This is a genomic window from Pandoraea sp. XY-2, from assembly GCF_004193915.1.
GTDB classification, from domain to species: domain Bacteria; phylum Pseudomonadota; class Gammaproteobacteria; order Burkholderiales; family Burkholderiaceae; genus Pandoraea; species Pandoraea cepalis.
This window is the reverse complement of sequence record NZ_CP030849.1, coordinates 4114700-4132585: the sequence shown is the minus strand read 5'-3', so window position 1 is coordinate 4132585 and position 17886 is coordinate 4114700. Positions and strand designations below refer to the sequence as shown.

General features: G+C 62.6%; 16 protein-coding genes, 3 tRNA genes and 1 pseudogene. 12 read left to right on the top strand and 8 right to left on the bottom strand.

Going from position 1 to position 17886, the window contains the following annotated elements; translation table 11 throughout:
* Positions 1–127 precede the first annotated feature (127 nt).
* From recO to nagZ, 4 genes and pseudogenes are all read left to right on the top strand, one after another.
* Positions 128–885, top strand: a pseudogene (gene recO / locus DRB87_RS18590) (DNA repair protein RecO).
* Complete coding sequence (gene pdxJ / locus DRB87_RS18585) at positions 882–1643, top strand: pyridoxine 5'-phosphate synthase (protein WP_130026945.1); 762 nt, start codon at positions 882–884, stop codon at positions 1641–1643. Before recO ends, pdxJ begins: the two are co-directional and overlap by 4 nt.
* A 37-nt stretch (positions 1644–1680) precedes the next feature.
* Positions 1681–2199: a holo-ACP synthase gene (gene acpS / locus DRB87_RS18580; RefSeq protein ID WP_281352555.1), complete on the top strand. Its 519-nt coding sequence runs from the start codon at positions 1681–1683 to the stop codon at positions 2197–2199.
* A complete protein-coding gene (gene nagZ, locus DRB87_RS18575; protein WP_130026944.1) occupies positions 2196–3230 on the top strand; it encodes a beta-N-acetylhexosaminidase in 1035 nt (344 codons plus the stop codon). Before acpS ends, nagZ begins: the two co-directional genes overlap by 4 nt.
* 123 nt (positions 3231–3353) lie before the next feature.
* On the opposite strand, the gene efp is transcribed toward nagZ, so the two are convergent.
* Positions 3354–3911 carry an elongation factor P gene (gene efp, locus DRB87_RS18570; RefSeq protein ID WP_017232520.1) on the bottom strand — a complete coding sequence of 186 codons (558 nt, stop codon included), beginning with the start codon at positions 3909–3911 and terminating at the stop codon, positions 3354–3356.
* A 139-nt stretch (positions 3912–4050) separates the two neighbouring features.
* Positions 4051–5286, bottom strand: a complete 1236-nt coding sequence (gene earP / locus DRB87_RS18565; RefSeq protein WP_370364025.1) for an elongation factor P maturation arginine rhamnosyltransferase EarP — start codon at positions 5284–5286, stop codon at positions 4051–4053.
* Positions 5287–5437: 151 nt separating this feature from the next.
* Between earP and uvrC the strand changes: the two genes are divergently transcribed.
* The gene (gene uvrC / locus DRB87_RS18560; protein WP_240756058.1) at positions 5438–7657 is read left to right on the top strand and encodes an excinuclease ABC subunit UvrC; all 2220 of its coding nucleotides are present in this window, start codon (positions 5438–5440) and stop codon (positions 7655–7657) included.
* 13 nt (positions 7658–7670) lie between these two features.
* On the opposite strand, the gene kch is transcribed toward uvrC, so the two are convergent.
* Entirely contained in the window at positions 7671–8897 is a 1227-nt protein-coding gene (kch, locus tag DRB87_RS18555) for a voltage-gated potassium channel protein (protein WP_240756057.1), read from the bottom strand.
* Between the two features lie 176 nt (positions 8898–9073).
* Here kch and pgsA point away from each other — a divergent pair, with 176 nt between their 5' ends.
* The 5 genes from pgsA to DRB87_RS18530 all read left to right on the top strand — a co-directional run bounded on the left by pgsA (position 9074) and on the right by DRB87_RS18530 (position 11085).
* Entirely contained in the window at positions 9074–9667 is a 594-nt protein-coding gene (gene pgsA, locus DRB87_RS18550) for a CDP-diacylglycerol--glycerol-3-phosphate 3-phosphatidyltransferase (RefSeq protein ID WP_130026942.1), read from the top strand.
* A 177-nt stretch (positions 9668–9844) separates the two neighbouring features.
* Positions 9845–9920 (top strand) — tRNA-Gly (locus DRB87_RS18545).
* Between the two features lie 49 nt (positions 9921–9969).
* Positions 9970–10045 (top strand) — tRNA-Gly (locus DRB87_RS18540).
* A gap of 113 nt (positions 10046–10158) precedes the next feature.
* Positions 10159–10232: transfer RNA gene (locus DRB87_RS18535), tRNA-Cys, on the top strand.
* 199 nt (positions 10233–10431) lie between these two features.
* A complete protein-coding gene (locus DRB87_RS18530; RefSeq protein ID WP_130027962.1) occupies positions 10432–11085 on the top strand; it encodes a glutathione S-transferase family protein in 654 nt (217 codons plus the stop codon).
* A 136-nt stretch (positions 11086–11221) separates the two neighbouring features.
* Here DRB87_RS18530 and DRB87_RS18525 read toward each other — a convergent pair whose 3' ends face one another.
* Genes DRB87_RS18525 through DRB87_RS18510 form a run of 4 tightly spaced genes read right to left on the bottom strand, consistent with a single transcriptional unit; the run spans position 11222 to position 14373 of the window.
* Positions 11222–11983: an MBL fold metallo-hydrolase gene (locus DRB87_RS18525; protein WP_130026941.1), complete on the bottom strand. Its 762-nt coding sequence runs from the start codon at positions 11981–11983 to the stop codon at positions 11222–11224.
* 41 nt (positions 11984–12024) lie between these two features.
* On the bottom strand, positions 12025–12927 hold the full coding sequence (locus DRB87_RS18520; RefSeq protein WP_130027961.1) for an alpha/beta fold hydrolase: 903 nt from the start codon (positions 12925–12927) through the stop codon (positions 12025–12027).
* Between the two features lie 52 nt (positions 12928–12979).
* Entirely contained in the window at positions 12980–13675 is a 696-nt protein-coding gene (locus DRB87_RS18515) for an alpha/beta fold hydrolase (RefSeq protein ID WP_130026940.1), read from the bottom strand.
* 38 nt (positions 13676–13713) lie between these two features.
* A complete protein-coding gene (locus DRB87_RS18510; RefSeq protein WP_130027960.1) occupies positions 13714–14373 on the bottom strand; it encodes an HD domain-containing protein in 660 nt (219 codons plus the stop codon).
* A 232-nt stretch (positions 14374–14605) separates the two neighbouring features.
* Between DRB87_RS18510 and DRB87_RS18505 the strand changes: the two genes are divergently transcribed.
* Complete coding sequence (locus tag DRB87_RS18505; protein WP_130026939.1) at positions 14606–15571, top strand: GlxA family transcriptional regulator; 966 nt, start codon at positions 14606–14608, stop codon at positions 15569–15571.
* Positions 15572–15667: 96 nt separating this feature from the next.
* Here DRB87_RS18505 and DRB87_RS18500 read toward each other — a convergent pair whose 3' ends face one another.
* The gene (locus DRB87_RS18500; RefSeq protein WP_130026938.1) at positions 15668–16573 is read right to left on the bottom strand and encodes a LysR family transcriptional regulator; all 906 of its coding nucleotides are present in this window, start codon (positions 16571–16573) and stop codon (positions 15668–15670) included.
* A 116-nt stretch (positions 16574–16689) separates the two neighbouring features.
* On the opposite strand from DRB87_RS18500, the gene DRB87_RS18495 reads away from it, so the two are divergent.
* Positions 16690–17856, top strand: coding sequence for a mandelate racemase/muconate lactonizing enzyme family protein (locus tag DRB87_RS18495; RefSeq protein ID WP_130026937.1), 1167 nt, complete (start codon positions 16690–16692; stop codon positions 17854–17856).
* Positions 17857–17886: the final 30 nt, after the last annotated feature.

Genomic DNA, 17886 nt, shown 5'->3' with positions numbered 1-17886 from the left:
GGCGATTGGGGCGCGACCGGCTCGCCAGGCGCGCAGCGCGCGCGCACGGACTGTCGACGACGATGCGTCGGATGCGTTCCAGCACGCTGAAGCCGCCACCGATACCGTCAAGCGCGAAGCGAAACGCGTGCGCCGTGCGCCATCGCCCGCCCGGGCGGCCGAGCGCGAGCAAAGCCGCGTGACCGAGCAGCCCGGCTTTGTGCTGCACAGCTATCCCTACCGCGAAACCAGCCTGATCATCGACGTGCTCACGCGCGACCACGGACGTGTTGCGCTCGTGGCGAAGGGTGCCAAACGTCCGCACTCGGCGCTGCGTGGCGTACTCCAGACGTTTCAGCCGCTCTCGCTCGCCTGGCTTGGCAAGGCAGAGCTGCGTACGCTGACCAAGGCCGAGTGGGTTGGCGGATTGCGTCCGCTTGAAGGCGATGCGCTGCTCAGCGGGTTCTACCTGAACGAATTGCTGGTGAAGTTCTGCGCGCGCGACGATCCGCATGACAAGCTCTTCCAGCACTATCTGACCACGCTGCATCATCTCGCGCATGGCGAGCCGGCGGGCATCATCCTGCGGGCATTCGAGCGCGTGCTGCTGCGTGAGACCGGTTACGCCGTGGCGTTCGACCGCTGCACGCAGACGCGCGGCAAGGTCGCGCCCGAGCGCCGCTACGTGTTTCATCCCGACCGGGGGTACGCCCGGCGGGCGGCGATGAACCGTCGGACTGGCCGGTCGTCATCGGGCAGACGTTGCTCGACATGGAGCAAGACGATTATTCCCGGGCGCAGACCGTACAGCAAAGCAAGCTGCTCATGCGCTTTCTTCTCAACCACCACTTGGGCGGCGTTCCGCTCAACACGCGGCAGATCCTGCTCGACCTGCAAAAACTATGAGCCTCTTCTTCCACGGCAACCCCATCGACCTCGGGGTGAACATCGATCACGTCGCCACGGTGCGCAACGCGCGCGGCACGGCCTATCCCGACCCGGTCAGGGCGGCATTGCTGGCTGAAGCGGCGGGCGCCGATGTCATCACGCTGCACTTGCGTGAAGATCGTCGTCATATTCGCGACGACGATGTGGCGAATCTGCGCGACAAGTTGCTCACGCGGATGAACCTCGAGTGTGCCGTGACGGACGAGATGCTGGCGATCGCATGCCGCACCAAGCCGCACGACGTTTGCCTGGTGCCGGAGCGTCGTCAGGAACTGACGACCGAAGGCGGGCTGGACGTAGTCGGTCAGTACGACCGTGTGGCTGCCGCGACGCAGCAACTCGGCGAAGCGGGCAGTCGTGTGTCGCTGTTCGTCGATCCGGACGAAGCACCGATCCGCGCGGCGGCGCGCATGGGGGCGCCGGTGGTCGAGCTGCACACCGGACGCTACGCGGAGGCGCACGACGAGGCCACGCGCGAGGCCGAGTTCGCTCGCGTCGAACGTGCCGTCGCACTCGGTCTGTCGTTGGGCCTGCGCGTCAACGCCGGACATGGCTTGCATTATGAAAATGTGCAGCCGATCGCAGCGATTGAAGGCATTTCCGAACTGAACATCGGACACGCGATCGTCGCCCACGCCCTCTTCGCGGGCTGGGAGAACGCCGTGCGCGAGATGAAGGCCATCATGGTCGCCAGCCGCATCGCGGCGCGCGGCTGAGTCACGACGCCTTTCCTCCCACCATCAGGCGCTGCCCATGAGCGATCCGACGATGCCGTCGCCTTCGTCCCCCGACGTGCCGCCGCCAGGCGAGCGTGCCGCTGGCCCTGAGTCCGGGGGCACGGTGATTTACGGCGTAGGCACGGACATCCTCCAGATCAGCCGTGTTGTCGGCGTCATGACGCGCACCCACGGGCGGTTCGCCGAGCGCGTGCTGGGGCCCGAGGAACTCAAGGTTTATCACGCGCGTCAGAGCCGGTCCGCCGTGCGCGGACTCGCGTATCTATGCACGCGCTTCGCGGCGAAAGAGGCCGTGTCGAAGGCCATCGGGCTGGGTATGCGGTGGCCGATGACGTGGCGTGCCGTGCAAACGCTCAATGCGCCATCCGGCAAGCCGGTCGTGGTGGCGTCGGGCGAGTTGGTGCAGTGGCTGGCCGAGCGGCAACTGTCGATCGAGATTTCGATCACGGACGAGAAAGAGTATGCGGTCGCCTTTGCGATCGCATCACGTAATGTAGGCAACATTCGCAATATTGCATCGGAGAAAACGCAATGACGAAGCGCAGGCCGGGCCCGGTGATGCTGGACGTCGTCGGGCTGACCCTCAGCGAAGACGACGTCCGTCGCATCGACCATCCGTTGACCGGAGGGGTGATCCTGTTCGCCCGCAACTTTGACGATCGCGCGCAACTGTGTGCGCTCACGAAGCAGATTCGCGACCTGCGCGACGACATCGTGATCGCTGTCGATCATGAGGGCGGGCGCGTGCAGCGCTTTCGTACCGACGGCTTCACGCACCTGCCGGCCATGGGCAAGCTGGGCAAGCTCTGGCACGACGACGTGTTCAAGGCTACGCGCGTGGCGACGGCCGTCGGCTATGTGCTGGCGTCCGAATTGCGCGCGTGCGATATCGACCTGAGCTTCACGCCCGTGCTGGACCTGGACTACGGAACGTCGGCGGTCATCGGCGATCGTGCGTTTGACGCCGACCCGCGCGTGGTGGCCATGCTGGCCAAGAGCCTCAATCACGGCCTGCTGCTCGCCGGGATGGCGAACTGCGGCAAGCACTTCCCAGGGCATGGTTTCGTGGCGGCCGACTCGCACCACGAAATTCCGGTCGACGAGCGCTCGCTCGACGAGATCCTCAGCGTCGATGCGCAACCGTATGACTGGCTCGGCATGTCGCTGGCGGCGGTCATGCCGGCGCACGTGATTTACCCGCAGGTCGATCCGAACCCCGCCGGATTCTCGGCCAAGTGGCTCAAGGAAATCCTGCGCGGCAAGTACGCGTTCGACGGAGTGATTTTCAGCGACGACCTGTCAATGCAGGGGGCGAGCGCTGCCGGCGATGTCGTGACGGCGGCGCACGCCGCCATGGCCGCCGGCTGCGACATGGTCCTCATCTGCAACAGTCCGGAAAAGGCGGACCGATTGCTGCATGAAATGAAGTCGGTGCCCGATACCGCGTCTCAGCGCCGCATCAAGCATCTGCAGGGCCGCGGCAAGGTGCACGGCTGGGAAAAGATGCTCGCGCAGCCGGAATATCAGGCGGCAAAGCGTCTGATCACGGAGACGTTCGGCGCGTAAGCGAGACACGCCCGCCAAACAAAAAAGCGCTCAACCCTGACGGGAAGAGCGCTTTTTTTGTTGCCTGACGGTCGCGGATCGTGCCGCGTCGTCCGTGGACGGCGCGGGCCGAGTCGCAATCGCTTAGACGCGGCTGCGGTACTCGTCGGTACGCGTATCGATTTCGATCTTGTCGCCAGTGTTGACGAACAGCGGTACCTGGATTTCCAGCAGATCGTTGATCTTGGCGTTCTTCAGCACGCGGCCCGACGACGTATCGCCCTTGACGGCCGGCTCGGTGTATTCCACAACGCGCACGAGCGAGGTCGGCAGGTCGACCGAGATGGCCTTTTCATTGTAGAAAACGACTTCGCACTTCATGCCGTCTTCGAGGTACTTGATCGCGTCGCCCATGTTTTCGGCTTCGACTTCGTACTGGTTGTAGTCGGCGTCCATGAACACGTACATGGGGTCGGCGAAGTACGAGTAGGTCACTTCCTTCTTGTCGAGCACAACGACGTCGAACTTGTCGTCGGCCTTGTAGGCGAACTCGCCACGGCCTTCGCCCATCAACTTCTTGTACTTCATCTTGACGACGCTGGAGTTGCGGCCCGACTTGACGTATTCGGTCTTCAGCACGACATTGGGCTCACCGTCGATCATGACGACGTTACCGACGCGGAGTTCTTGAGCGGTTTTCATAAAAAACGAGATCCTGTGACGAAATAAGCGATTTGCCGCTTGTTGAGCGCTTCCATACGCCCACTCGCCGCTTGATTCCCGCGCCCGCCTGGAAACGGTCCGGTGCAGCAGGTTCAGCAGCAAAGCGTTGAAAAACCAGCTATTTTACCTGATTTTCGGTGAAGCTTGCCAACTGTCGCGCGAGGTCGGGGAGGGCCGCCTGCCTGCTTGCCCACTCGCGGGCATGGCGATTCAGCTCGGGCAGGACGGCGGCCAGGGCCGGCCAGTCGGGCGGGGTGCTGGCGTAGCCGTTCCAGAGATGCCAGAAAGTGCGCAGCGCCTCGCGTGCGTCGTGTCCCAAGGCGCCGGTTGCCGGCGAGTCGGCGCTCGGATCGCTCAGATAGCGGTCGAGAAACGCGTCGAGTTTCACGTGGTGCGCGTTGTCGTCTTGCGGGTAGATATGCCAGACGAGCGGTTTCGCCGCCCATTGCGCACGCACGAACGAATCTTCCCCACGCACGAAATTGAGATCGCACGCCCACAGCAGCGTATCGAACTCGGATTGCGGAACGAACGGCAGCCCGTACACCGTCAGCGCGCCTTGCGTTGCGCATTCGCGTGGCGCAAGCGCCTCCCGGCCGAGCCAGGCACCGACCGATGGTGCGATCCGACCTGGCGGAACCAGGCAGACGATGGGCGTCTCGCTGGCGGCCCACTGCGCAAGCAACGCCGGGAGCGCGACGTTTTCATACGCGAAGAGCGATATGACCAACGCGTTAACCGGTGCGGCGGGCAGCCCGACCGTGCGCTGCCACCAGGCGTCGCAAAGCTCGGGGGACGCAAGAAAGGCGTCACGCCGCGAGAACAGCTCCTGTTCGCGCGCGAGCCCACCCGTGCGTTCCGTGAAGCCCGGGAAGAAGAACGTTTTGACGAGCCCCAGTTGCGGGTGTATCGACTTTTGCAGATGACATCCCTCGACCCAGTCTTCGGCGCTCAGGTACTCGAGGTTGATCCACACCGGCGCGTGTCCCGCCTGTTTGCGCACATGCATCGCCTGAACGCAGGCGTCGGGAATCTGGCAGGCAAACGCTTCGATGACGACATCGCCCGGCGCATTGTCGTCAGTGATCGGGCCGAAGTCGGCATCCCAGCGGCGTACGTCCACGCCGTCGCAGCGTTGCCGGGCCAGCGAGGGATCGATGTCGGGGCGCAGATGACGGAAGCTCGCGAGGTCGTCGACCCAGAGCCGCACCGACCAGCCGTGTTCGCGCACGAGTTGCCGCGCGAGTCGCCAGCACACGCCGATGTCACCGAAATTGTCGACGACAGTGCAGAACAGATCGCAGCGCGGCACCAGAGGCAGGGTATTGGCGGCGGGCGAGAACGTAGTGGGCAGGGACATTGAGAGGCGGCAACGCAGATTGGTCTAAACTTCGGATTCTAGTCCCTGCGCCTGCTGGCGACGCGTGACGATGCCGTCGCACACAATTTGCGTGCCGCCGCGATCGCACGGTTTCGCCCCCGGGGACGCTCCGATGCCTGAGTTCATGACTGAAGACGCCCACGACGTCACGCCGCCGCGCAAGTCCCGCAAAGCCAAATCCGCCAAGGCCCCCGCGGTCGCCACGACGGCGGATGCCGCTCAGCCCTGCACCGAGGCGTTCGACGCCCGCACGGTGCTTGCCCAGTTGCCGAACCTGCCCGGCGTCTACCGCTACTACGACGCAGCGGGCAGCGTGCTGTACGTCGGCAAGGCTCGCAATCTGAAGAAGCGCGTGTCGAGCTACTTCAACAAGACGCAGCTTTCCCCACGCATTGCGCTCATGGTTGCGCGCATCGCGAAGCTCGAGACGACTGTCACGCGCTCGGAGACTGAAGCGCTGCTGCTTGAGAACAATCTGATCAAGGCGTTGCATCCGCGTTACAACATCCTGTTTCGCGACGACAAATCGTATCCGTTTCTCAAGCTCACTCAGCACAAGTATCCGCGCATGGCCTACTACCGTGGCTCGGTGGATCGCCGTGGACAGTACTTCGGACCGTTCCCCAGCGCGTGGGCCGTGCGCGAGAGCATTCAGATCCTGCAGAAAGTCTTCCAGTTGCGCACCTGCGAGGACTCCGTCTTCACGAATCGCACGCGGCCGTGCCTGCTGCATCAGATCGCGCGGTGCAGCGCGCCTTGCGTGGGCGCCATTCAGGATGAAGACTACGCACGCGATGTGAACAACGCGGCGGCATTTCTCTCGGGACGTCAGAGCGAAGTGCTGAGTGCGCTCGAAGCGAAAATGATGACGTATGCCGAGGCGCTCCAGTTCGAGCAGGCCGCCGTGGTGCGCAATCAGATGCAGGCGCTCTCGGGCGTGCTTCAGCAGCAGTCCGTCGAGACGGCCGGGGACGTCGATGCCGATATCCTCGCGGTCGCCTATGCGGGCGGGCGGGCGTGCGTGAATCTCGCGATGGTGCGCGGTGGACGCCACCTTGGCGACAAGGCGTATTTCCCGGCGCACGTGGAGCGCGGTGTCGAAGGCGGGATTGCCGACGAATTCGAGCCGGACGAGGCGCTCGCGCCGGAAACGTCCGAGGCCAACGCGGACGATGCCGCCACACAGGCGCGCGAGATCGCCAACGACATGCCGTCGGATACCCCGTTGGCATCGCTCGAATCGCGTTTGCTCGAAGCGTTCGTCGCGCAGCACTACCTGGGACAGTCGGTGCCGCCGGTGCTGGTCGTGAGCCATGCGTTGCCGAGCGACGAGTTGCTCGCCGCGTTATCCGAGCAGGCGGGCCGACGCATTGCGATGGTGCGCCAGCCGCAGGGACAACGGCGCGCCTGGCTCGACATGGCGCAACAGGGGGCACAGCTCGCGCTCACGCGTTTGTTGACGGAGCAGGGGAGTCAGCAGGCGCGCACGCGCGAGCTGGTGCAAACCATCGGACTCGATATCGACGATCCGGCGCGGCTGCGGGTGGAGTGCTTCGACATCAGCCACACGCAAGGCGAGGCGACGCAGGCGTCGTGCGTGGTGTTCCATCATCACAAGATGCAGACGAGCGAATACCGCCGTTACAACATCGCGGGCATTACGCCGGGCGACGACTATGCGGCAATGCGCCAGGTGCTCACGCGGCGGTATGGTCGCTTGATGGAGGCGGCGGCTCATGTGAGCGATGCGGCCGATCCGTCCTCCGTGGCCGCGGACGTGGCGCGCGCCGAAGCCGAGACGCGGGTGCTGCCGGACGACGGCGCGTCGCTGCAAGCCGACGGGTCTGCCGATACTAGCGGCGCATCGGCCGCACCCGAAGCGTCCGACGGGGAAGCCAATCTGCCGCAACTGGTGCTGATCGACGGCGGCAAGGGGCAGGTCGAGGTGGCGCGCCAGGTGTTCGTCGAACTGGGGATCGACATTGGTCGATTGGTCGGCGTGGCGAAGGGCGAGGGCCGCAAAGTGGGGCTTGAGACGCTGATCTTTGCCGATGGACGCGCGCCGCTGGAATTGGGGCGCGAGAGTGCCGTGCTGATGCTGATCGCGCAGATTCGTGACGAGGCGCACCGGTTTGCGATCACGGGCATGCGGGCCAAGCGCGCGAAGGCGCGCCAGACGTCACGACTCGAGGAGATCGAGGGCATCGGAGCGAAGCGCCGTCAGCGCCTGCTGATGCGGTTCGGCGGGTTGCAAGGGGTGGCGTCGGCCAGCGTGGACGAACTGGCCAGTGTCGACGGCATTTCGACAACGCTCGCCGAGCAGATCTATCGCCAACTGCACTGACGCGCGTCGCGCGTCACGTATCGCCGTGGAACAGCAGGCGCATGACGGTCTCGTTGTCGACGGTCTCGCCGGACAGCGTGCGGGCGAGCAGCTCGCCGCCGACGACGGGGGGCGCGAAAATCATGTCGGGTTGGACACGTTTGAGTTTGCTCAGGTGCTTGCTGTCGTTGACGGACGCGATGGTGCGCACCGTTGGCGCGATCTCTTTCGCCGCGAGCACGATGAAGGCATTCTCCGAGTCGTCGGCCCGCAGAGCGAGCACGGCCTTGGCGTGTTCGATGCCGGCGTGGGTGAGCACGGTGTTGTCGCTGGCATCGCCGTGCACGACGTCCGCCTCCTCGGGATACGGGTTATCGCTCCCGCTCGCGATGATGACCGTGACCGGCCAGCCGCGCTTGGTGAGTTCGTGGTGCACGTTGATCGCGAGCGGCGATGCGCCGGCCACGATGAAGTGGTTCTTTCGTATCACGTGAGTGAACCTCCCCGAGAGAATTTTCTTTAGGTTGCCGCCGACGAGCGGGCCGATGACGACGGTGAGCGACGTTGCGAAGACACTGATCCCGAAGACGATGACCGAGGCGGTGAACAGGCGTGCGTCGACGCTGTGCGGCACGATGTCGCCGTAGCCGACGGTCGTCATCGTGACGATGGCGAAGTAGAACGCCGTGGCCAGGTCGGTGACTGGCGGCGCGAACTCGTGGCCGAGATACATGGTGCCGAACGTGGCGTAGACGAGCAGCGCGAACACGGCGACGAGCGTGTAGAGCGTGGCCGCCGCGAAGCTGGCGTGGTCGAATTCCCGCCAGTACCAGAGCAATAGCGCAATGCAGGCGAGCGAGAGCGCGAACGTCAGGTCGAAGCGAATGTTCAGGTGGAAATTGATGGCGGCGGCCAGCACGAGCATGACGAGCGTGAAGGCCCAGGCGGTGCGCGCGCGGATGACGAGTCCGCAGGCGAGCGCGATGAGCGACAGGCCGGCGAGTGCACGGGGCAGATGCGAGAAGTCGATGCGCTCGATGGCGTTCAAGCCGAAGAGCAACCGCGGCAGGTGGCTGGCTTCGATGCGCCCGAGCGCAGAGAGGTCGCCGCGCACGAAGAGATCGATGAGCAGTGAACCGGGCACGCGCAGCAGCACGGAGGCGACGAGCAGCAGGCCGTCGATCCCGACCAGTGCCGCGATGAGGATGTGGGGTGAGAGCAGCGGTCGTCGTAGTGTGGGCAAGGGCCAGGGCGGTTTCACGAGATCGGTGCTATTGGCGGAGGGTTGCAAGCAAGATAGGGGCACACCGACGCACATGTCAACCGCCGCGCGGCGGCTCGGCCTTGTCGCTACGGGGCAGACACGGCACAATGCGGGTCTGGTACGGCTGCCGAGGGCGCCGTGTGTCGACCGCCGTTTGCCGAACTCATGCTGCCATGCCCTTTAACGTCCCGATATTACTGACCTGGCTCCGGATCGTGCTGATCCCGCTGGTGGTCGGCGTCTATTACGTGCCGCCGACCTGGTTGTCGCCGGTCGAGATGAATTGGGTGGCCTGCGGCGTGTTTGTGCTGGCGGCGCTGACCGACTGGTTCGATGGCTTTCTCGCACGGCGCTGGAACCAGACGTCGGCGTTCGGCGCGTTCCTGGACCCGGTGGCGGACAAGCTGATGGTCGCGGCGGCGCTGCTGATGCTGTTGCAGATGGGGCGGATCAATGCGTTGGTGGCGTTGATCATCATTGGCCGCGAGATCACGATTTCGGCGTTGCGTGAGTGGATGGCGCAGATTGGCGCGTCGCGCAGCGTGGCGGTGCATCAGTTGGGCAAGGTCAAGACAGCGGCGCAGATGGTGGCGATTCCGCTGTTGCTGTTCAACGGCACGGTCGTCTGGAGGGCGTGGCACTTCGACTCACGGTTCTGGGGGACATGGCTGATCTACGTGGCGGCGATTCTCACGTTGTGGTCGATGATGTATTATCTGCGCCGCGCGTGGCCGCAGATTCGAGAGCGAGGCGCGGGCAAGATGTGAGTGCAAGTCCCTGAAGACGCGGGATTTGCGCGGTCGGAGAGAATAATCTTCACAAAATTTCGGTGCAGATGCTTGACACTGAATCACGGTTTAGACATAATCTCCTTCTCGCTGCTACGGCGCTAGCCCAGCAGCGAAGTTTTAAGAATCGGTTGGATTGGTAGTACGCATGACAATGCGGGAGTAGCTCAGTTGGTAGAGCGCAACCTTGCCAAGGTTGAGGTCGCGAGTTCGAGACTCGTCTCCCGCTCCAGTTTTCACACTGGACATTGAGTGAAGCAATCCTTGGTGTTCGGTGTCATGCGGGAGTAGCTCAGTTGGTAGAGCGCAACCTTGCCAAGGTTGAGGTCGCGAGTTCGAGACTCGTCTCCCGCTCCAAATCCAGAGGGAAGCCTGGCTTCCCTTTTTATTTGCCGAAAAGCCCGCGGCGATCGATCCGAAGGGCGCCCTCGATGGCAACAGCGAGCGGTTACAATGCGGCATATCCCAATGGCGGGATGGCAGAGTGGTCATGCAGCGGCCTGCAAAGCCGTGTACGCCGGTTCGATTCCGACTCCCGCCTCCAAAATTCAAAAGCCCTGACTTGTCAGGGCTTTTTCTTTTTCCGCTGTTGATTCGGCGCGTCCATGCAAATGCTTATGCGCTGCCAAGTGCCGCTCGTTCGCAGCGTGGCACGGCTCACCCATGTCAGCACCATGGTCCGTTGAGAATTGCCGCATTAATATTCTGAGAAAGAACCCCGGCATCGGAAATCGATGAAAGACATGACCGTCCCGAAACTGTTTTATTACCCGAGCAACGCAAGCATGGCCCCTCATATCGTTCTGGAGGAAATCGGCCGGCCATTCGAATTGGTGCTTGTTGATCGCAAACACGACGAACACAAATCTGCGGATTATCTGCGCCTGAACCCCAACGGATTGATTCCGGTGTTGGTTGATGGCGACATGGTGCTGTATGAGACGGCCGCCATTTGCCTGCACTTGGCAGACGCATATCCTGAAAGCGAGATGGCACCCAAACTGGCCACGCCGGAACGTGCTCAGTTTTACAAGTGGCTCATGTGGTTGACGAATACGCTTCAGACAGCGTTGATTGTCTATTTCTACCCGGACCGTTGGGTGGACGCCGGCAATGTTGCAGGCGCGGACCAAGTGCGGGCGCACGCTGAATCGAAGGTGGGCACGTTGCTTGAACAGTTGGCGTTGCAACTTCAATCGAGCGGTGGCCCTTGGTTGCTGGGGGATCAATACTCGATCCTTGATCCCTATGCATGGATGCTCTGCCGATGGACAAGGGGCTTTGCGAAGCCGGCACGCGAGTGGTCGCCGCTCGGTCAGTATTTGCAACGAATGCTCACGCGGCCAGCGATCCAGCGCGTGCTCAACACCGAAGGAATCGCCGCGCCGTTCGTGTGAGCTAACGCATCGCGTGGCTGTCCGTCCCCGTTCAAGATGAACGGCCGCCCGGTTGAATCCACAGCCGGTCGTGGCCATGGGAACCGGTGGCATGAGCGCATTTTCGACGAGCACGCATTGCCGATGCCGGAAAGGGCTAGTGATGCAGGTGTTCGCATTGGCCGGACACGCACGGATTGCCCGCGAGCTTCGCAAGCGCTTGGGCATGGCGCAGCACCTCGCGAACCTCCAGAGGCCCACCGTGACCCATGTGGAACCGCTTGCCGCCGCGCTGCACCATCCGAATCAGTTCACGCGACACCGTGGCGGGATCATCTTCGAACGGCGGTCGAATGGCTCGCCCCTTTCGAATCACGCCACCGATAAGGATGCCCGAGGCGATCAAGTCGCCAACCATCATGTCCTGGGACGACAACTCCACGGCAATCGAGCCGGGCGTATGGCCGCCAGTATGCCGCACGATGCCATCAACCCCGAAGTCGAGCAGGTTCACCGTGTGGCCGTTGGTCATCATGATGTCCGGGACAAAGCCGTCGTACGGTTCATGCGGAACGGGCGTCTTGATAAACAGCTTGCCGACCCAACTCGTCGTGCAGTAGGTCATCGGCTCCTTGCGGCTGTAAAAATCCGCGTCATTCTGATGCGCCAGAATGGGCGCGCCCGACAATGCGCGCACACGTGCCGCGCTGCCGGCGTGATCGGTATGCGCATGCGTGACAACGATCAACTTGATGTCGCGAAACGTCAGGCCGTGTTCGGCGAGCACCTTGCCGATCTTGAGCTCCGACCCGGGAATGCCGGTGTCAATGAGTACACAACCGGCCTCGCTGCGGATGAGGTGGGCGTTGACCATACCGAAAGGCAAGATCGGAATGGTAATGATCTGGGTCTGAAACATGGCGTAATCCTTGGATAGGCAAGTAGACGGTGACATGCGGTCTATGGTGTCGTGGCGACGTCTTCGTCATCGCTGCGATGCGGTGCGACGCGTTGCCCGGTGCCCGCGATCATGTTGCGGTCGGCAGGAGGCGCTTCCGCAGGTTTGATCAGTGCGGGCGTTGCAGCCAGTAACGGCGTGGCAAAGTCCCGGATCAGGTCTGAGAGGTCGCCCGGTGCTTCCAGGGGCGAGAGATGGCCGATGCCCGACAAAATATGCAAAGTGGCGTGCGGTACGCGCGTCATCAACTCCTGCTGCAGCACGGCAGGGGGATCGACCTGATCTTTTTCACCTGAAATGACGAGCGTGGGAACGCGAATCAGTGCGGCTTGCGCGCTGATGTCTTCCTGGCTGGCGGCCAGCGGCCATGCCACTTTGGCAGCGGGCGCTCCGCGCAGGCTGTCCTGCACAACGGTTTCCAGATCGTCCGGCTGAAGCGGACTGGCTGCCAGCATCTGCCGGACGGTGGCCAGGATGCTTTCCCGGCTATCGTAGGCGCTGACCATGTCTTGCCTGACGGCGAGCGGCACGCGCATCGGCGATGGCGGCGATGGTGCTACCAGCACCAGTCCCGCCAGTCCTGCCGGGTGGCGCGATGCCAGCAGTTGCGCGACTTTGCCGCCCATCGAATGCCCGACCAAGAGGTAATGATCGAGGCCGAGACTTTCGATCAGCCGTTGGGCATCGTCGGCCAGAGTCGCTAGCGTATAACCGCTGGGTGGTTTGTCCGACTGGCCCCAGCCGCGCTGATCGAGCGCGATGGTGCGAAAAGCGGGCCTGAGGCGCTGCGTAACATGCCGCCACGTGCGCGACGACCCGCCCCAGTAATGCAGGAACACGAGCGCCGGCGCGTTGATCCCGAGATCCTCGACATGGAGTTGGACGGTGTCCGAAAAGGTGTTCATGAAACGGCTCCTGAAACAGGCTGGCAGCGCGGATATTGCGGCTGTGGTGATCTCAGGCGGCGGCCTGAAGGATGAAGTCAGCGACGACAACGGGATGCGACAACATCGGCACATGGCTGGAAGCAACACGCTTGACCGTTGCATTCATGCGCGCGGCCATGCGTTCCTGATCGACGCGCAGGATGGCCTGATCGTCTTCGCCAATCAGATAGAACGTGGGACGACTGCGCCATGCGGCCTGTGTCAGCGTGCCGCCGAGCGCCGCGCCGTTGATCGGGCCTTGCGTGGCATGGACGACTGTCTGCTCGGCGGAGTCGAGGTCTTGTGCGAACAGGGTGGCGACGCCTTTGGCGGTGAGCGACAGGAACCCTTGCGCGTCGGGCCTGATTTCGTCGTTGAGCGGGGCGGCTTCGAATTGGGCGAAGAGCGAGCCGGCTGATTCCCCCGCATCGGGCGCAAAGGCGTCGATGTACACGAGTCGTTTCACCTTGGGATCGTTGCCTGCCTGCCCGATCACGGCGCCCGCATAGCTGTGACCCACCAGCACCACGTCGCCCTGCGCCAGCGCGATGGCACGGCCAACCGACGCGACATCGGCCTCGAAACTGGTGAGCGGAAGCTGGACGGCAGTCACGGCCATGCCCTTGGCGGCCAGCAGAGGAATGATCTTGGCCCAGCTGGAGCCATCGGCCCAGGCGCCGTGAACGAGGATTACGTTAGAGATCGAGTTGGATACAGAGACAGTCATCGTATTTCTCCTTGAATAAAGGGTTTGGGGGAAGCGGCTTAGCCGTGCCAGTGTGAGCAGCGGATGACGGAGCAGAAATTTCCGCGATGGAAATGCGGCGCCTTGTCGGCGATCACGTCTGCCTTGACGTTGCCGAATGTGGTGTCGGGCTTATGCTTGATGCCGTCGTAGAAGGCCTGGATGATGTCTTCCTTGAAGGCGGGGGTGCGTGGAAAGGCGGCGACCACGGCCTCACGGATGTCCGCGGGATAGCGGTCATAGGTCAGGCCCAGCACGTCCATCTCAACGCCTGCGGTGGTAAGCGCGATCACCGGATGCATGAATTCGGGTACGCCCGGCGTGGTGTGCAGCGCAATGCCGGTCCACACCTTTTCAATGTCGGCGGGGTCGAGCTTGTAGCTTTGCAGGAAGTCGCGGGCGGCGTTCGCCCCATCCACTTCGAAGCGCAGGTCGGCGCTGCTGTGCGACGGCATCAGACCAACATCGTGAAACATCGTCGCCGCGTAAAGCAGCTCCGGATTGAAGGTCAGCCCGCGTTGCTGCCCGGCGAGGGCGCCGAAGAAATAGACCCGGCTCGAATGGTTGAAGAGCAGCTCGGTCTCGGTATCGCGCACAAATTCGGTGATCGCCCGGGCCAAGGCGCTGTCGGGAATGGCAATGCCATTGATGGCCGGCGTTGCGGGATGATGGTGGGTCAAGATGGTTCTCCGTAGGTAGCGAACTTGGCGGGTATCGGATGAATGCAGGGTTTGGCGGGGGCCCGATGAGGACCTTGCAGCCGGTCCAATCATCATCGCGACAATCCGGTTTGGCGGCAATTGCATTGGCCTGCGGAAAACTGCCAAGCGTGAGTGATAAACTGCCAGCGGCGTTTCGGGCAAATTGGCGTCCGAAAAACGGATCATTCTTGGCGCGAGGACACGGGTACCGATGGCAAAGAGAGAAGTTGCAGTCGTCATATTCGACGGCGTTCAAGCGCTTGACGTAGCCGGCCCGCTTGATGTCTTCACGGCAGCCAATGGCTTCTTGCCGGAACAGGACCATTACCAATGTGTCCTGGTGGCAAGCAGCACACAGCGCCTGCGCAGTTCCAACGGAATGTGGATGATGGCTGATCTGAGCTTCGATCAGGCAAACCGCGCTTTTGACACGGTGCTGGTGGCAGGCGGCCCGCACCTTCCCGCAAGTCCACCCGACGATGCCTTGTCGGCGTGGCTGAGGCGATGGGGTGTCGCGGCCCAGCGATATGGCTCGATTTGCACGGGCGCTTTTGCGCTAGGCCATGCCGGACTGCTCGACGACCGAACCGTCACGACGCATTGGATTTGTTCGGAGCAGCTCGCAACGCAGTTCCCTGCAGCGCGGGTGGAGCATGACCGGATCTATTCTCGTGACGATCGCTTGGTGACCTCCGCCGGCGTGACGGCGGGCATTGACCTCAGCCTCTCTCTGGTTGGCGAAGATCACGGACCTGCGCTTTCTCTCGCATGCGCCAAGGCGCTCGTTGTTATCGCGCAGCGCCAGGGAGGCCAATCTCAGTTCAGCCCCCTGCTGATCTCGGCCCGTGACCCGCAAACCCCACTGGGTAAGGTGCAAACCTATGTCATGGAACATATCCGCGAGGCGTTCCCGGTTGAGCGGCTCGCGGATATCGGCGGTGTAAGCCCGCGCAGTATTGCGCGGCTCTTCGTGAGTGAGCTGAGCGTAACCCCGCATGAATTCGTGGAAGGGGTTCGCCTGGATCAGGCTCGCAAACTTCTGGAATCCACCGAGGCGGCCCTCAAGACCATCGCGTTCGACTGTGGTTTTACCAGTCCCGACCATATGCGCAGCGCGTTTCAGCGGCGACTCAACGTCACGCCTCAGCAATATCGAGGAAGCTTCAAAACCGTGTAGAAGCATTTGCCCCGGTGAAGTTGGGCCTTCGTTGTTGAACGGCTCACTAGTCGGCAGTTTCGCGCAACACTCATGTCGCCGCGCCGAGGCGCGCGACTACCTGAGCGCGTGGTGACCAAAGCGTTCAACGAGAAAATCAATGAACGCGCGTGCGCGTGCCGACTGATTCAGTTTGTTCGGGTAGTAGACGAACAAATCGGCATCCGGCTGAACGTGTTCGGGGAGTACCACGCGCAGTCGCCCGCTCTCAACATATTTCGCCAGGTCCCATTCGGAGCGAATCAAGATGCCATGGCCGTCGAGCGCCCATCCCAACACGATGTCACCATCGTTGCTCGACATCGTTCCGTGCACTTTCATCGCCTCGTTGCGCCCGTCGCACACGAGACGCCAGACGCCGTAAGCATCGTCGTTCTGACGATGCACGATGCAGTTGTGATGCGCAAGATCGGCCAAACTTTGCGGCGTGCCGTGCTGCTCCAGATAGCGCGGTGAAGCACACAGAAATCGTCGATTGACCATGATGCGTCGCGCGATCAAGCGCTTGTCCGGCAGCGTGCCAAAACGGATCGCGAGATCCATCCCGCTCTCCACGAGATCCACCGGCCGATCCGTCACGTCCAATTGCACTTCCACGTGGGGGTGCCGCTTGGCGAATTCGGAAAGGAGCGGCGCAATCACGGTGCGCCCGAACCCCATGGGCGCGTTAACGCGCAACAGGCCTCGCGGCACTGAACGGCTCGACGATACCGCATCCTCCATCTCTCGAATCTCGGCCAGGATGCGCGTCGCATGGTGCAGGTAAGTTTCGCCTTCCGTCGTCAGGCTGATGCTTCGCGTCGTGCGATTGACCAGCCGCACCCCCAGTCTCGCTTCGAGCTGCGCCAGCCGTTTCGTGGCGGCCGGGGGCGTCAGGTCCAACTCGCGCGCCGCTGCCGTCAAGCTGCCGTGCCGGGCCAGCAGCACAAAGAATTCAAGCGGCGATGCGATGTCATTCTTCACTGTAAGTAAATAAAGATGTGATTTTTGGTGAATCTTAACCTAGTCGCGGACGCATAAGCTGACGCCTCGATCAGCACGTTGCCGTCGCAACGCGCCATGCGCCTAGAGGAGACACCATGAGAATCGTTGATATCCGCGAAAAGACCGTACCTATCAGCTCCCCCATCCGTAACGCCTATATCGACTTCAGCAAGATGACGCTGAGTCTCGTCGCCGTCGTGACCGACGTTCTCCGCGACGGCAAACCTGTCGTCGGCTATGGCTTCAACTCCAACGGCCGCTACGGGCAGGGCAAGTTGATGCGTGAGCGCTTCATCCCCCGCTTGCTCGAAGCCGACCCGGCGTCACTGGTGAATGACGCCGGCGACAACCTGGATCCCCACAAGATCTGGGCCACGATGTTTACCAATGAGAAACCGGGTGGGCACGGCGAGCGTTCGGTGGCGATCGGCACCATCGACATGGCGGTGTGGGACGCCGTTGCGAAGATCGAGGGGAAGCCGCTGTTCCAGCTGCTTGCGGATCGCTACGGCAACGGCCATCCGGACCGCAAGATCTTCGTCTACGCCGCCGGTGGCTATTACTACCCAGGGCAGGACCACCAGAAGCTGAAAGACGAAATGCGCAGCTATCTCGACCGTGGCTACACCGTCGTGAAGAAGAAGATTGGCGGCGCATCGCTCGATGAGGATCTGCGTCGTATCGATTCGATCCTGAGCGTGCTCGGTGATGGTCAAAAGCTGGCGGTCGACGCAAACGGTCGATTCGATCTCGATACGGCGGTGACCTATGCCAAGGCGCTCTCGCAATACGATTTGTTCTGGTATGAAGAGCCGGGCGATCCCCTGGATTTCGAGCTGCAGGCCACGTTGCGCAACTACTACGATAAGCCGATGGCCACGGGCGAGGATCTGTTCTCGATGCAGGACGCCCGCAATCTGATTCGTTACGGCGGCATGCGTGCCGATCGCGATTGGCTGCAATTCGACTGCGCGTTGAGCTACGGCCTGGTCGAATACCTGCGCACGCTCGACATGCTGCGCGAACACGGATGGTCGCCGAGCCGATGCATCCCGCACGGGGGCCACCAGATGTCGCTGAACATCGCGGCCGGACTCGGACTCGGCGGTAACGAGTCATACCCCGACCTGTTTCAGCCCTACGGCGGTTTCCCCGATGGCGTGCGCGTCGACAACGGCTACGTCACGATGCCGGACTTGCCGGGCATTGGGTTCGAAGGCAAGGCCGATCTCTATGCAGAAATGCAGAAGCTGTCTGCATAACTCTCGCGAGGCACACGCCGCGCCATCACG